This is a genomic window from Actinomycetota bacterium (assembly GCA_035759705.1).
GTDB lineage: Bacteria > Actinomycetota > CADDZG01 > JAHWKV01 > JAHWKV01 > JAJCYE01.
In genome coordinates this window covers 1-14,985 of sequence record DASTUJ010000071.1, presented here as the reverse complement: position 1 = coordinate 14,985, position 14,985 = coordinate 1, and the positions used below count along the sequence as shown (strand labels likewise).

The window sequence follows — 14,985 nt, the reverse complement described above, 5'->3', positions numbered from 1 at the left end:
GGTAAAGGCAGGCGCATGGAGCCACTCTCAAGAGACGAAGTCGGTTCGGTTCTGGCGGACATCACGCCGGACCTGGCCAGGATCGAGGAGATCATCTACGACATCTCCTCGGCGGCAACATCATTTTTGACCGAGTCGACAACCTACCTGACCCGGGCCGGCGGCAAGCGCCTGCGTCCGTCGCTGGGCATCCTGGGCGCCAACTTCGGCTCCGGTCCGAACAACAACGTCGACATCACGGCCGCCGCCATTGAGATGACCCACCTGGCCACGCTCTACCACGACGACGTCATCGACGAGGCCGACATGCGCCGGGGAGTGCCCAGCGCCAACGAGACATGGGGCAACAAGGTCGCGATCCTGGCCGGCGACTACCTGTTCGCCCGGGCCTCCTGGATCTCCGCCCAGGTGGGGGGCGAGGTGCCCGCGGCACTGGCCGACGCCATCGCCCAGGTGGTGCAGGGCCAGGTCAACGAGCTTTCGACCACCTACGACCCCACCCGAACCGAGGAGCAGTACATCACCACCATCGGCGGCAAGACCGCCTCCCTGCTGGAGGTCTCCGTCCGGCTCGGCGCCCGCCTGGCCGGGTGCTCCGACGAGACGGTGGATGCGCTGAAGGACTTCGGCTGGGCGTTCGGCTACGCGTTCCAGGTGGCGGACGACCTCTTGGACCTCACGGCAAGCGAGGAGGAGCTGGGCAAGCCGCCGGGCACCGACCTTAGGGACGGCGTCTACACCCTGCCCGTGATCTACGCCGTGGAGGCCGACCCCTCTGTTGCCAAGCTGCTCGGGTCGCCCGAGGTGAACGTCGACGGGTTCCGTGACATCACCTTCAGGACCGGAGGGTTCGACCGGGCGATCGGCAAAGCGGCCGCTTACGTGGACGAAGCGCTGGCGGCGCTCGAGAAGACTCCGCAGTGCGAGGCGCGGACAACTTTGGAAAGGCTGACGCGGTTGATCGTTGATCGGGTCCCCGTCCCTTGAAAGGCGCCGCAGAGGCGCCTCAGGCCGAGGCTGAGCTTCCTGCCGGCGCCAGCATTCCCAAACACCTGGCGATCATCCCCGACGGGAACCGCCGGTGGGCCGCGGCCCGGAACGAGTCGGTCACGTCGGGACACCGGGCCGGGTTTGAGGTAGCCAAGCAGCTCTCCCGTTTCTGCCGGAAGATCGGCATCCACACCGCCACCTTCTGGGCCTTCTCGACCGAGAACTGGCGCCGCACCCCGATGGAGGTCTCGGCCCTGCTCGCCCTCTACGAGGAGTGGATCGCCGACCTTCTGGACGAGGCGATCTCCGAGCAGGTGCGGGTCATCCACGTCGGCCGCCTGGAGGGTGTTCCCGACGGGTCGCAGGAAGCGGCCGCCGCCGCCGGCTTCCCCGACGGGCTGCCGGAGAGCCTGCGGGATGCGCTGATAAACATCGAGCAGAAGACCCGCTCCTACGAGAAGAACGTCGTGAACCTGGCCATCAACTACGGCGGGGCCGACGAGATCAAGCGGGCCATCGAGCGCCTTTACGACCAGCTCCGCCTGACCGGCCAGCACCCGTCCGAGCTGAACGTCCAGGACTTCCTGGACACCGCCAACCAGCCGCACCCCAACCCGGACATCGTGTGGCGGACCTCCGGGGAGATGCGCTCCTCCGGCTTCCTGCCGCTGCAGTCCACCTACGCCGAGATGGTGTTCACCCCCAAGCTGTTTCCGGACCTGCGGGAGCAGGACGTGCTGGACACGGTTCTCGAGTACTCCGCCCGCATCCGCCGCTTCGGCGGCTAGCATTTTATGGCCATCAAGGTCATATCCGACCTCCACGGCGCCCACGAGGCGATCGCGGCGGAGGTCGACCCCGACGACACGCTGCTGCTGCTCGGCGACCTGATCAACGTCATCGACTACCACACCAAGGACGGCATCCTCGTCGAGATCTTCGGGGTCGACGCGGTCGAAGAGGTGATCGGCCTTCGGGCGCAGCGGCGCTTCGAGGAGGCCCGCAGCGTGATGGCGCTGCGCCGCAAAGGCCGGGAGGCGGAGATCGCCGCCAAGTTCCAGCTTGCGTTCGCCAACCAGTACCGGGAGGTCTTCGCCACCCTCCCGAAAAAGACCTACCTGATCCTCGGCAACGTCGACAGCCCGGCGGTCGCCCACGAGCTCCTGCCCGAACACGTCGAGATGGTCGACGGCAAGGTGATCGAGCTGGAGGGCATGCGCATCGGATTTGTGGGCGGGGGCCTGCCCACGCCGCTGAAGATCCAGGGCGAGATTCCGGAGGAGGAGTACGACGCCAAGCTGAACGGGCTGGGCGAGGTGGACGTCATCTGCTCCCACGTCCCTCCGGACATCCCCGAGCTGACCTTCGACGTGATCGCCAACCGGCACGAGAGGGGGTCGGCGGGCCTGGCCGAGTACATCCGGCGGGTCCAGCCCCGGCGGGCCTTCTTCGGCCACATCCACCAGCCGCTCTGCTCGTCGACCCACATCGGCAAGACCCACTGCCTGAACGCAGGCTACTTCCGGCACACCCGACGGGCAATCACGCTGGCGTAGGACTTGAAGGGCGGCAGCGATCGCGCCGAAGCCCAGGCGCCTTTGGGAGCGCGTGCTGGAGGCGGCTGTTCGTCCTCAACCGCCGCAGCCTCGAGGGGGCTGGGAGTCGGGCCCTCAAAGCTCTACTCCGAGACAACCAAGCTCCACTTGTGTAGGCGGTGAGGTTTGGCGTTTGATTTCCGGCATGCGAATCCTCGTCAGCAGCGTTGCCGGCTGGGGCCACGTCCATCCGATGGTGCCCCTGGCTCGAGCCTTTCTCGACCGGGGCGACGAAGTTCTCTGGGCGACCGCTTCTTCGCTCTGCGGTCGGGTCGAGGAGGCCGGGATACGAACGGCGCCTGCCGGCATCGAGATCTCCGAGGCCTTGAAGTTGATGTACGAGCGGTTTCCGGAGATAGCGGCACTCCCGCCGGAGGAGCGCCCCGGATTTGCGTTTTCCCGTCTTTTCGGCGCTGTACTGGCTTCCGGGATGCTGCAGGACCTGCTCCCGGCCGCCCGGGACTGGCGGCCGGCCCTGACGATCAGCGACGCAGGGGAGCTGGCGGCGCCCCTGGTTGCCGCGTCCCTGGGCATCCCCAACGTCAACCACGGGTTTGGGGCGGTTCTGCCGGCCGAGCGGGTGCAGCGTGCGGGCGAGTTCGTCGACCCGCTGTGGGAGCAGATGGGTCTGGAGCCCCGCCCCTACGCCGGTTGCTACGACCACCTGTACCTCGACATCTACCCGCCGGGGTTGAGCTCGGGAGACCTCTCCTACATTCCACATGTGCAGCCGCTCCGGCCGGTGCCCTTCGCCGGGGTTTCGCAGGAGCCGCTGCCGTTCGAGCTCGACCCCGCGCTACCGCTGCTCTACGTCACGATGGGCACCGTCTTCACCCAGGACATCTCCGTGCTGAAGGCGGCGGTCGAGGGCGCCGGGTCGTTGCAGGCCGAGGTGGTCGTGACGGTCGGCCCGGCCGGGGACCCGGACGACCTCGGTGGGCAGCCCGGCAACGTGCACGTCGCCCGGTACATCCCGCAGACCGCTCTGCTCGGCCGCTGCGCTGCGGTGATCTCGCACGCCGGGTCCGGGACGTTCCTCGCGGCGCTCAGCCACGGATTGCCTCAGCTGTGCCTGCCTCAGGCTGCGGACCAGTTCCTCAACGCACAGGCGTGCGCCGATGCCGGCGTGGGTCTGACCCTGATGCCCGGGGCGGTGACGGCGGGGTCGGTGCGGGAGGCGACGCTCCGGCTGCTGAACGAGGCGCAGTTCCGCGAGGCTGCGGAGCGGGGCGCCGCCGAGATGGATCGCATGCCCGGGCCGGACGAGGTGGCGGAGATCATCGCGCGACGGTTTGCGCGCTCTGTACCGAGCTGAAACCGGACGAGTTCTAGCTCAGGAACCCCCTGATCGCCCCGTTCACCGCGTCCGGGTTCTCCACCGGGGCGAAGTGGCCGGCGCGCGGGATCGACACCAGCCGGGCCCCCGGGATCGCCTCGGCCATGGCCTTGGCCGTTCCTGCGGGCAGCAGTTGCTCCCCGGCGCCCTCGATCACCAGCGTCGGGACGGCAATGGACGGCAGCAGCGAGGTGGAGTCGGGGCGGTCCTTCATCGACAGCGAATCCTCCGCCGAGGTATCGGCCGGCAGGTCGTCGAACATCACCAGCACCTCGTCCTGGACCTCCTGCGAGGCCCCTTCGGCCAGCAGGTTCGGGAGCATGCTGCCTGCCAGCGCCCGGGTTCCGAAGCGACGGGCCCGCTCGGCGGTGGTAATCCGGCCGGTTTTGTACTCGGGGGGGTCGGCGATGGCCCTGGTGCTTACCAGGATCAGGGAGCGCAGCAGGTGCGGGTAGCGGTGGGCGAAGGCGAAGGCGATGTAGCCGCCCATCGAGATGCCCCCAAGGTCCACCTGGTCCACCCCCAACGACTCGATGGTTTCGGCCAGGTCGTCGGCGTGAGTGGTCATGCTCCAGCCGCCCTCGGCCGGCGCCGGGCTCTTTCCCCGCCCGCGGAGGTCGACGGCCACCACCCGGCGCAGGTCCGACAGGCCGCTCACCTGGTGCGCCCAGAGGCGGCGGTCCGCCGGGAAGCCGTGCACCAGCAGCAGGACCTTGCCCTCGCCCGCCTCGTCGTATCCCAGCTTCACCGGCAGTACCTCCTCGCCTAACTAGCTTTGCCCAATCGTTTAACACAGAATGCCCGTTGTGAGCGATAAGCCGGAGTCGACGTTGATGCGGGGCGTCAAGTTTGCGTTCGGCGTAGCCCTGGTCGTGGGCTTGATCGGAGCCCTCTACCAGGCGCGCAGCGTCCTGGTTCTAATTGTGATCGCCGCCGTGCTGGCGCTGGGCATGGACCCCGGTATCCGGGTGCTGCAGCGACGGGGCCGCATGGGCCGGGGCGCCGCCACCGCGATCATCCTTTTGACCTCGCTCGGGTTCCTCGTGCTTTTTTTCGTCCTGGTCATCCCGCCGATCGCCGCCGAGGTTCAGACCTTTGCCCGCCGGGTGCCGGACTACATCGAGCACCTGGAGGACGTCGGCGGTCCGGTGGGACAGTTGGAGGAGCAGTTCAACCTCTCCGAGCAGCTGGAGAAGCTGGCCGACCGGGCGCCGGACATCGCCCAGAACTCGGTGGGAACCGTGCTGGGCGTGTTCGGGAACATCGCCAGCGGCCTGTTCAGCCTGCTGACCCTCCTGGTGTTGACGGTGTACTTCGCCAGCAACCTGCCGACCCTCGAGGACGGCGTCTCCTCGCTTTTCCCCCCCTCCAAGCGGGACGAGTACCGGGACCTCATGGACCGGGCGACCGAGAAGATCGGAGGGTACGCGTCCGGCCAGATCACTGTTTGTGTGATCGCGGGGGTGTGCGCTTTCATAGCGTTCCTGATCATCGGCCTGCCGTTCCCCGCCGCCCTGGCGATGTGGGTGTCGATCACCACCCTGATCCCGTCGGTGGGCGCCCTGGTCGGAGCGGTGCTGTGCATCCTGGTAGCGTCGTTCGTCAGCATCCCGACCGCCCTCATCACCGCGGTCTACATCCTCGTTTACCAGCAGATCGAGAACTACATCGTCTCGCCCCGGGTGATGAAGAAGGCGGTGGACCTTTCGCCGGCGGCGGTCATCGTGTCGGTGCTGATCGGCGGGTCGATCCTCGGTTTCGTCGGCGCCCTCCTGGCCCTGCCGCTGGCGGCAGCTGCCAAGGTCGTCGTGCGGGACCTCTGGCTGCGCAACCGCCTGGAGCCCTCCGCAAAGAAGCGGGTGCGGCGACTGAAGCCGCCGGCCGCCCCCGACGTGTCGACGAGACAACCCGTGACCACGGCCAAGCCGGCGGAGGACGCTACGTAGTCCATTAGTATCGACAGCGTGCGATACAGCCTGGGAGTCGACATCGGCGGAACGAAGATCCTGGGCGCGGTCGTCGACGAAGAGGGCACGATCATCAGCAAGACCCGCGTGCCCACCGACCGCGAAGAGGGCGTGGACGCGCTTCCCGAGGCGGTCGACCTGTTCCTGGCGGAGGCGACCAAGCCCATCGAGGCAATCGGCCTGGCGGTGGCCGGGTTCGTCGAGTACCCGTCGGGGCGGATCCTGTTCGCCCCCAACCTCAGCTTTAGCAACCCCGACATCGGGGAAGATCTTTCCCGTGAGTACGGGCTGCCTGTGGTGGTCGAGAACGACGCCAACGCAGCGGCATGGGCCGAAAATCGGTTCGGAGCGGGCAGGGGCAGCCTCAACATGTTGATGGTCACCGTGGGGACCGGCATCGGCGGCGGCGTGGTCCTGGACGGCCGCCTGTACCGGGGAAGCCGGGGTTTTGCGGCCGAGTTCGGTCACATGCCGGTGACGCTCGACGGTCCGGCGTGCAACTGCGGGTCGCGCGGCTGCCTGGAGGCGGTGGCGTCGGGGACGGCGCTGGGCCGGATGGCCCGGGAGCGGGTGGTCGACTACCCGGACTCGGAGGTCCTGCGGATCGCGAAGGGCAGGGTGGAGGACATCACGGGGGCGACGGTGGGGAGGGCGGCGGACACGCACGACCCGTTCGCCATCGAGCTGTTGTGGGACCTCGGGACCCTGCTGGGCGTCGGGCTGGCCGGTCTGGCCAAAGCTTTCGACCCGGAGTTGATAGTCGTCGGCGGGGGAGTGCTGGAGGAGGGTGAGTCGATCCTTGGTGCCGCCCGTGAGGAGCTTGGTGCCCGATACAAGGGGCAGGTGGACCCTCCGCCCGTGGTATCGGCTAGCCTAGGTAATGATGCCGGAGTAGTTGGGGCGGCCCAACTTTCACTCGAGGCCGCATCGGCCCGGGGGATCGGAGAGACGCATGGTGGTTGAGATCGTCAAGAAGGCGAACCTGCCCGATCTGTTGGGACGGGTCGCTCGGGATGCTCAGAACATCGCCCGCCTGGCCAGGGGCCTGGCGAAGGACCCCCGGGTGCCGAAGCGCAACAAGCTGATTTTTGCCGGGATCGCGGCCTACGTCGTCATGCCGGTGGACCTCATCCCGGACTGGCTGCCCGGAATAGGCCGCCTGGACGACATCATCATGGTCTGTGTCGGCATCGACTCGATACTGAACCACACTCCCAAGGCAATCCTGGACGAGTACTGGGAGGGCGACCAGGCGGTCCTGGACTCGATCCGCTCGATTGTGAGCACAGCGGTTGAGTTCGTTCCTCCCCAGCTCATGAAGACGCTCTACCCCTCAGAACAGCACTAGCCCCGACGACCCTTGGATCTCATGACAGGCCCCCGGGGGGCTTTCAGTCTCACGTCCATCCAGCTGCTGGCGGGGATCTTCTGCTTCATGTGGCTGGCCAGCCTCCGCTACAAGATGGTCAAGCGGGGCTACTACCGGTCGACCACCTGGGTGCTGTGGCCGCTGATGCTGCTGCTGGCCTTCGTGCTGCCCGGTTACCTGGAGCTCCTGGCGTTTGCCGCCACCGCGGCCTACCTGCTGTTCCTTCTGGCCGTCTACAGCCAGCGGCCGCTTCTGGAGTGGCTTACCGGGGCCCTCGGGACCCTCGTCTCGCTGGCGTTGATCGGCGCCGCCGGGTGGGAGGTCTGCGAGGGAGGGTGCACCTTCGGGACCGTCCACAGCGTGCTCGGGGCCCTGGTGCTGGGCGGGGTCACGCACGGCATGATCCTCGGTCACTGGTACCTCAACCAGGCCCGGATGCCGATCGAGCCGCTTAAGGAGCAGACCAGGGTGATCTTCGCCCTGCTGGGGCTGTCGGCAGCCGCCGGGATTCTCACGCGGGCCGAACTTCTCGAGGGGGCGGTGCCCGCCGGGATCATGACCTACGCCTCGTCGTCCTACTGGTGGACCTGGCTGTTCCTTCTCGCGACGACCGCGGCGCTGATGGGGATGGTCCGGGCGACGGTCAGGGACCGCTCGACGCAGTCGGCCACCGGGCTGCTCTACATCGCCTCGCTGACCGCGCTGGCGGCGCAGTTCATTCTCGACCTGCTGGTGACGACGTGAAGACCGGCATCATCCTTCCGCAGTTCGAAACCAGCCCCGAAGACCTGCTGGGCGCCGCCCGGCTGGCCGAGGACTCCGGGCTGGACTCGGTGTGGGTGTTCGACAACCTGTGGGGAGTGCCCCATCGGGACCGTCCGGTCCTGGAGGCGTGGACTGCCCTGGCCGCGGTGGCCGCATCGACCAAAACCATCACCGTCGGAAGCCTGGTGCTCCGGACGACCCTGCGGAACCGGCGGGTTCTGCTGAGCATGGCGGGGACAATGGAAATGATCGCCCCGGGCCGGGTGGTAGTCGGCCTCGGAATCGGGGACAACCGGACGGCCGACGAGCAGCTCGCCTACGGTTTGGAGTACCCGCCGCCCGCCGAGCGGGCGGCCGAGCTGGAGCGGCACCTGGACCTGTTTCGGGCGGAGCTGCCGGGAGTGCCGGTGTGGGTCGGGGGCGCCAGCCACTGGGTGATGGACCTGATCCCCAAAGCGGACGGGTGGAACTACTGGGGCTCGGTCGAAGACTTCGAGAAACGCCTCCGGCGGGCCCGGGCGGCCGGTCCGGACATCCCGCTGGGCTGGGGGGCGCCGAAGGCATCGGTCGAAGAGCTGGAGCGCCTGGTGGAGCTCGGGGCCGACCACGCAGTGGTGGCAGCGGGCGCCCACAACTACAAAGAGAAGATTGCCATGCTGTCGGACTTCAACCCCCGTCAAGGGTCCTGATAACCCGGGCCGGGTTCCCTACCGCCACGACGTTCGGTGGCAGGGAGCGGGTTACCACGGCGCCGGCGCCGACGACCGAGTTGGCCCCCACGGTGACGCCCGGCAGCACAATCGCGCCGCCGCCCAGCCACACGTTGTCCTCGATGACTACCGGCTTGGCCGCCTCCCACTTGTCCCGCCTGGGGCCGGGCTCGACCGGGTGGGTCGGGGTCAGCAGCTGGACGTTGGGGCCGATCTGCACGTCGTCGCCGATGGTGATCCGGGCGACATCCAGTGCGGTCAGCCCGAAGTTGACGAACGTCCGGGCGCCAATGGTGATGTGGCGGCCGTAGTCGCAATACAACGGCGGCCTTAGCTCCGAGCCTTCGCCGATCCCGCCCAGCAGCTCGTCGAGCAACTGGCGTCGAAGCTCGGGCTCGTCGACCGAGCTCTGGTTGAACCGCTCCATCAACTTCAGCGCCCGGCGGCTATCCGCCGCCAGATCCGGGTCGTCCGCGATGTAGAGCTCGCCTGCGAGCATCAGCTCCCGATGGGAGCGGGCGGGTGGGTCGTTGGGGGACATCCTTTGAATCTACCCAAAAGAAGTTGCCGGAAAGTCGTAAGTTCTGGCGCCTTCCCGCCTCTACCCTCTGTCGCCGTTGCGGCGGCCAATGGAAATCGAGCGATTCCGGGGGCGGAAGGTGGACTACTATGATCTGGCAATGGATGACGCACCGCTTGTACGGGCGGCCTGCGAAGGCGACAAACAAGCCTTCGCAGACATCTACGACCGGTACTCGGACCGGATCTTCAGTTTCCTCTGCACCGTCGTCCGGAACCGGGAGGACGCGGCCGACCTCCTCCAGGACACCTTCCTTACCGCAGCCGCGCGCATGGACCAGCTGCGGGACCCCGAGAAGCTGCGGCCGTGGCTTTACGCCATCGCCCGCCACCTCGCGATGAAGAGCCTGAAGCGCTCCGGCAAGCTGGACCCCCTGGACGAAGATTTCGAGCTGGCCGACACCTCCGCCGGCCCCTCGGAGGTAGCCGCCCAGAGCGAGCTGGCGATCCTTTTCCAGGAGGCCGCCGAAGGTCTGGGGGCCCAGGACCGCATTGTCATGGACCTGCACCTGCGCCAGGGACTCGAAGGGCGGGAGCTGGGCGACGCCCTCGGCGTCACCCCCGGCCACGCCTACGTGATGCTCAGCCGGATGCGCGACCAGGTGGAGCGTTCGCTCGGCGCCCTGATGGTCGCCCGCCAGGGGAGCAAGGACTGCCGCAAGCTCGAAGCGATCCTGAAGCCCTGGGACGGCCGGTTCACCGCCACCTGGCGCAAGCGGGTCGCCCGCCACGTCGACGGGTGCGAGATCTGCGGAGAGCTCCGCAAGCGGATCGTGAGCCCGGCGGCCATGCTCGGCGCCGTGCCGTTGATCGCAGCCCCGGCCTACGCCCGGGAGGCGGTGCTGGAGAAGATGCAGCTCGTGGGATTCGAGAGCGACGTGGACTCCGTCGACGCCCAGAACGACTACGGCAAGGAGCGCTGGCCCTCCAACAACGGCGGTTTCCCGCCCCCGATGGCCCGCCGCCGCCGCCCGCCCCTGGCTGCGATGGTGGCAGCGGTGATCGTCCTGGTCCTGCTGCTGGCGGTGCCGACCGTGGCGCTCATGGGCAGCGCTCCGGAGGAGAAGGTTTTGGTCGAGGTGAAGACCACCCTTGACCCCTCCTACCCGCTGGTCTTCAACGACGAAGTCCTAAAGACCCCGGAGGTCTCTCCGAGCCCCGAGGTCTCGGTCGAAGCGGCCGCGCCCGCCGACGGCCAGAAAAAGATGTCTCCCAAGCCGGTTGTCCTGCCCAAACCCCAGCCCAAGCCGGTTCCTTCGACCCGGCCGGCCGTTGACCCCAACCCGCGGCCCTCCCCAACACCGTCGGTCAGCCCAAAGCCGCCTCCCGGCGATCCGGGCCGGCCCGGGGCATCCGGTGAGGACGGAGAAGACGGGGTCCCGAGCGAGGACGACGAAGAAGATCCCCGAACGACCGAACCCGGGGACGACGATCCTCCGCGGGACCCCATCCCGCGGTAGAAAAGATTCAGGATTTTTTGTAAGGGTTTCTGCTCGCAGCGCCTCCTGTCTCCGTAAGCAACCAACGGACAGGAGACCTCAAATGAACGCAATCACCTGCAGGACCCGAATCACCGCCAACCGGGTTGTCCACTTCGTCGCAACCGGCTCCGGCCTGACGATCGCCTCACTTTTTTTCCTGGCGCCGGCCGCCTCGGCCGCTCCCTTCCCGATCTGCGACCTGGAGCAGGGGCCGAACGGACCGCAGTGCGTGCAGCAGCCCAAGCAGGCAGAGCTGTGCGACCTGGAGATGGGGCCCAACGGCCTTCAGTGCGTGGAGGACCAGCTTGACGAGAAGGCGCCGGAACCCGGCCCCGACCCCGAGCCTCCGGTGGACCCGGAGCCCCCGGTGGACCCGGAGCCCGGCGTAGACGAAGACCCGGATCCCAAAGTCGCCCCCGACTACGAGGTTCAGGAGCCCAAGGCCGAGGAACCGGTTGTTTCCGAAGCCGTCGACGGAGTTCCCGACCTTGAGATCGCAGCAAGCCCCGCCGTCGAGCAGTCCGACGGGTCCTCCGCCGGATGGGTGGGGCTGGCCCTGTTGAGCTCCGGGCTGTTGTGGTTCTACGCCCGCCGCCGGCGCCAGGCGCAGGACGACGCTGCGGCCTCCCTTGAGCGCATGTAACCGCAAGCAAGGCGTAGGTTGAAAAGAGCAGGGACCGTCCCGGGACCTGCTCTTTGCATACCCCCCGGGGGTATGTGACACTGGTATTCAACCTAGTTTCAGGAGGAGTAAATGGCCGAGAAAGTGCTGGAAGTTCCCGAAGTCAGCTGCCACCACTGCATCAACGCAATCGAGGGCGCAGTAGGCAAGCTCGACGGCGTGGAGTCGGTGAAGGTGAACCTCGACCGTAAGGACGTCACCGTCAACTACAACGACGAAGCACTGCAGCTGGCCAGCATCGTCGCCGCCATCGAGGGCGAAGGGTACGGCGTCGGTCCCGCTGCAGCACAGGTACACCAGATCGGGGAGAAGCCATCAGCGTAGGAAGTCCCGAAGCACCGCACGTCGCCGAAAACTCCGGGGGGTCCGGGTCTGAAGTAACGGATCTGACCTTCAGGGTCTCGGGGATGACGTGCGCGTCGTGCGCGATGCGGGTCGAGAAGGCCCTCAGCAAGGTGCCCGGCGTGGAAAGCGCCTTCGTGAACTACGCCGGCGGCCAGGCGGTGGTGTCGCTCAAAGATGGCGTAGCACCGGCCGACCTGGTCGCCGCCACCGAGCGGGCGGGGTACGGCATGGAGGCGGTTCAGCCCGAGGGGGCCTGGGGCCGGGACGACGACGCCCAGGCCGCCAAGCTGCGGACCCGCCTCCTTGTGTCGGCCGCGCTGACCCTCCCGCTGGTCGTCCTCCACTTCATCCCCCGGCTGGGCGCCGCGCTGGGCATGGACCACACGCAGATGGCCTGGCTTGGCTTGATCCTGTCGGCTCCGGTGCAGTTCTGGGGAGGGTGGCACTTCCTCCGCTCCGCCGCCGCCCGACTCCGCCGCCTGCAGACGAACATGGACACTCTGATTGCCGTCGGGAGCCTTAGCGCCTTCGGGTTCAGCACGTGGTCGCTGCTCACCGGCGGCCACGCGGTTTACTTCGAGACTGCCGCGGCCATCATCACCCTGATCCTGCTGGGCAAGTACTTCGAGGCCCGGGCCGTCGGCCAGACCTCCGGGGCCATCGCCCGTCTGGTGGAGCTGGGGGCCAAGAACGCCACTCGCCTGGTCAACGGCGAGGAGGTCACCGTGCCGGTGGAGCGGGTCATGCCGGGCGATGTCCTGGTGGTCCGCCCCGGTGAGCGCGTCGCCGTCGACGGAACCGTGATGAGCGGAAGCAGCGCCGTGGACGAGTCGATGCTGACCGGTGAGCCGGTCCCGGTCGACAAGGTCCAGGGCGACGAGGTTTTCGGCGGCACCCTCAACCAGCAGGGCCGGCTCGAGGTGGTTGCCAACCGGGTGGGGACTGCGACGGCCCTCGCCCAGATCGTCGAGCTGGTCAAGCAGGCCCAGGGTTCCAAGGCGCCGGTCCAGCGGCTGGCCGACAGGGTCGCCGGGGTGTTCGTCCCGGTCGTGCTGGTGATCGCCCTCGCTACCTTTGCCGCTTGGTATCTGTCCTCCGGGAGTGCCGAGCTGGCCCTGATCACCTCGATCGCAGTCCTGATAATCGCCTGCCCGTGTGCCATGGGCCTGGCTACGCCGACAGCGATCATGGCCGGCAGCGGACGGGGGGCCGAGATGGGCGTGCTGATCCGGGGCGGCGAGGTCTTCGAGAGGTCCGGGAAGCTGGACGCCGTGGTGCTCGACAAGACCGGCACGCTTACGGAAGGCAGGATGACCGTCACCGATGTGGTGACCACCGCGGACCTGACCGAGGACGATGTCCTGGTGCGGGCAGCCTCGGTTGAGTCGGGGTCCGAGCACCCGATCGGCCGGGCGGTGGTTGCGGCGGCGAACGAGAGGGGGCTCACCCTTTTGCCGGTCACCGAATTCCGGTCGTCGACGGGATTCGGGGTCCACGGTGTGATCGGCGGCGGCGAGGTGGTAGTCGGCAAGGCGCTGCTGCTCCAGGAGCGGGGGCTGCTTCGGTCCGAGGAGCTGAAGGACCGGGCCCGGGCGCTGCAGGAGCAGGGCAAAACCGTCGTTGCGGTCGGCTGGGACGGCGAGGCCCGGGGCCTGGTAGCTCTGTCCGATCGCCTCCGCAAGGGGTCCATCGAGGCGGTTGCCGAGCTGAAGAAGGCGGGCGTCGAGGTGGCGATGATCACCGGGGACAACCACGTCGCGGCCTCGGCCATCGCCCGCGAGGTGAAGATCGACCGGGTGATCGCCGGAGTTCTGCCCGGCGGGAAGGTCGACGAGATCCGCCGGCTCCAGGCCGAGGGCAAGATCGTCGCCATGGTCGGCGACGGCATCAACGACGCCCCCGCCCTGACCCAGGCGGACCTCGGAATCGCAATCGGCACCGGAGCAGACGTGGCAATCGAGGCTTCCGACATCACGCTGATCAGCGCCGACCCCACCCGAATCCCGGCCGCGATCGGGCTGGCCCGCAAGACGCTGAGGGTCATCCACCAGAACCTGTTCTGGGCCTTCGCCTACAACGTGGCCGCGATTCCGCTCGCGGCCTTCGGCAAGCTTTCGCCGGGTATCGCCGCCGGCGCGATGGCGTTCTCGAGCGTCAGCGTGGTGGCCAACGCTCTGCGCCTCCGCCACTTCTAAGTAAGCTGGGCCAATGAGCGAAGACGCCTGGGAGAAGTTCAGCGCCCGCATGCGTGAGCTGCGCCACCTGGAGAGCATCGCCGGCCTGCTGGGCTGGGACGAGCAGACCCTGATGCCGCCCAAGGCGGCCCCCGGGCGCGCGGCGGCGACCGGCACCCTGGCCTCAATCGAGCACGAGCGGCTGACCAGCACCGAGTACGGCGACCTCATCGACGAGCTCGGCCGGCAGGACCTGGACGCCGAGCGCCGGGCCATGGTCGACCTGGCGAAACGGTCACGGGACAAAGCGGTCAAGCTGCCCCCGGCGCTGGTCCGGGAGATGGCCGAGATGGCTTCGAGGTCCCAGACGGCTTGGGTACAGGCACGCACTGCCGACGACTTTTCGATCTTCGAGCCCCTCCTCCAGCGGATGCTGGATCTGAAGGCGCAGCAGGCCGAGCACCTCGGTTACGCCAGAGAGCCCTACGACGCCCACCTGGACCTGTTCGAGCGGGGCGCAACTGCCGAGCAGTTGCAGCCGATGTTCGACTCCGTCACCGCCGGCATCACGCCTACCCTCGAAGCGGTTGCGGAGAAGGAGGACGGCACCCGGACCCTGCCGGCGGGGCCCTACGACGCGGACGCAGTCATCAAGTACTGTGCCGGCCTCCTCGGCCGCATGGGTTACGACATGGAGGCCGGCCGCCTCGATCTGTCGGCCCACCCGTTCACCTCGGGTGTGGGCCCCCGGGACGCCCGGGTCACCACCCGGGTCCGGACCGACGACCCCAAGGAGGCGATCCTCGCCACCCTGCACGAGATGGGCCACGGCATGTACCACCTCGGCCAGCGAGAGGATTGGGTGGAGACCACCATCGGGGCCTCGGTGTCGCTGGGGGTCGACGAGTCGCAGTCCCGCCTGTGGGAGAACCACGTCGGCCGCAGCCTGGCCTTTTGGGAGGGCGAATTCGCCAACGCCGCCGCAGCGCTGG

Annotated in this window: 16 protein-coding genes; 14 read left to right on the top strand and 2 right to left on the bottom strand. The window is 67.9% G+C overall.

What is annotated here, in order from left to right; genetic code table 11:
- The first annotated feature begins 15 nt into the window (after nt 1-15).
- From VFV09_04770 to VFV09_04755, 4 genes are all read left to right on the top strand, one after another.
- Entirely contained in the window at nt 16-987 is a 972-nt protein-coding gene (locus tag VFV09_04770) for a polyprenyl synthetase family protein (GenBank protein ID HEU4867026.1), read from the top strand.
- A complete protein-coding gene (locus VFV09_04765) occupies nt 984-1,778 on the top strand; it encodes an undecaprenyl diphosphate synthase family protein (protein ID HEU4867025.1) in 795 nt (264 codons plus the stop codon). Before VFV09_04770 ends, VFV09_04765 begins: the two co-directional genes overlap by 4 nt.
- A gap of 6 nt (nt 1,779-1,784) precedes the next feature.
- Complete coding sequence (locus tag VFV09_04760; protein HEU4867024.1) at nt 1,785-2,546, top strand: metallophosphoesterase; 762 nt, start codon at nt 1,785-1,787, stop codon at nt 2,544-2,546.
- 184 nt (nt 2,547-2,730) lie between these two features.
- Nucleotides 2,731-3,900, top strand: a complete 1,170-nt coding sequence (locus VFV09_04755; protein HEU4867023.1) for a glycosyltransferase — start codon at nt 2,731-2,733, stop codon at nt 3,898-3,900.
- Between the two features lie 13 nt (nt 3,901-3,913).
- Here VFV09_04755 and VFV09_04750 read toward each other — a convergent pair whose 3' ends face one another.
- Nucleotides 3,914-4,669 carry an alpha/beta fold hydrolase gene (locus VFV09_04750; protein HEU4867022.1) on the bottom strand — a complete coding sequence of 252 codons (756 nt, stop codon included), beginning with the start codon at nt 4,667-4,669 and terminating at the stop codon, nt 3,914-3,916.
- A gap of 58 nt (nt 4,670-4,727) precedes the next feature.
- Between VFV09_04750 and VFV09_04745 the strand changes: the two genes are divergently transcribed.
- From VFV09_04745 to VFV09_04725, 5 genes are read left to right on the top strand one after another with little or no spacing between them, the layout of a single operon-like run.
- The gene (locus VFV09_04745) at nt 4,728-5,867 is read left to right on the top strand and encodes an AI-2E family transporter (protein ID HEU4867021.1); all 1,140 of its coding nucleotides are present in this window, start codon (nt 4,728-4,730) and stop codon (nt 5,865-5,867) included.
- 18 nt (nt 5,868-5,885) lie between these two features.
- Complete coding sequence (locus VFV09_04740; GenBank protein ID HEU4867020.1) at nt 5,886-6,851, top strand: ROK family protein; 966 nt, start codon at nt 5,886-5,888, stop codon at nt 6,849-6,851.
- Nucleotides 6,841-7,236, top strand: coding sequence for a YkvA family protein (locus tag VFV09_04735; GenBank protein HEU4867019.1), 396 nt, complete (start codon nt 6,841-6,843; stop codon nt 7,234-7,236). Before VFV09_04740 ends, VFV09_04735 begins: the two co-directional genes overlap by 11 nt.
- A 21-nt stretch (nt 7,237-7,257) precedes the next feature.
- Nucleotides 7,258-8,001 carry a hypothetical protein gene (locus VFV09_04730; protein ID HEU4867018.1) on the top strand — a complete coding sequence of 248 codons (744 nt, stop codon included), beginning with the start codon at nt 7,258-7,260 and terminating at the stop codon, nt 7,999-8,001.
- The gene (locus VFV09_04725; protein ID HEU4867017.1) at nt 7,998-8,711 is read left to right on the top strand and encodes an LLM class flavin-dependent oxidoreductase; all 714 of its coding nucleotides are present in this window, start codon (nt 7,998-8,000) and stop codon (nt 8,709-8,711) included. Before VFV09_04730 ends, VFV09_04725 begins: the two co-directional genes overlap by 4 nt.
- On the opposite strand, the gene VFV09_04720 is transcribed toward VFV09_04725, so the two are convergent.
- On the bottom strand, nt 8,689-9,273 hold the full coding sequence (locus tag VFV09_04720; GenBank protein HEU4867016.1) for a sugar O-acetyltransferase: 585 nt from the start codon (nt 9,271-9,273) through the stop codon (nt 8,689-8,691). The two genes, VFV09_04725 and VFV09_04720, sit on opposite strands and share 23 nt — an antisense overlap.
- Before the next feature lie 139 nt (nt 9,274-9,412).
- On the opposite strand from VFV09_04720, the gene VFV09_04715 reads away from it, so the two are divergent.
- The 5 genes from VFV09_04715 to VFV09_04695 form a co-directional block, all read left to right on the top strand.
- Nucleotides 9,413-10,771, top strand: a complete 1,359-nt coding sequence (locus VFV09_04715; protein ID HEU4867015.1) for a sigma-70 family RNA polymerase sigma factor — start codon at nt 9,413-9,415, stop codon at nt 10,769-10,771.
- 82 nt (nt 10,772-10,853) lie between these two features.
- Nucleotides 10,854-11,435, top strand: coding sequence for an LPXTG cell wall anchor domain-containing protein (locus VFV09_04710; GenBank protein ID HEU4867014.1), 582 nt, complete (start codon nt 10,854-10,856; stop codon nt 11,433-11,435).
- A gap of 111 nt (nt 11,436-11,546) precedes the next feature.
- Nucleotides 11,547-11,798, top strand: a complete 252-nt coding sequence (locus VFV09_04705; GenBank protein HEU4867013.1) for a heavy-metal-associated domain-containing protein — start codon at nt 11,547-11,549, stop codon at nt 11,796-11,798.
- Between the two features lie 62 nt (nt 11,799-11,860).
- On the top strand, nt 11,861-14,014 hold the full coding sequence (locus VFV09_04700) for a heavy metal translocating P-type ATPase (protein HEU4867012.1): 2,154 nt from the start codon (nt 11,861-11,863) through the stop codon (nt 14,012-14,014).
- A gap of 13 nt (nt 14,015-14,027) precedes the next feature.
- Nucleotides 14,028-14,985 (top strand): carboxypeptidase M32 (locus VFV09_04695; GenBank protein ID HEU4867011.1); only part of this gene is annotated, 958 nt, incomplete at its 3' end.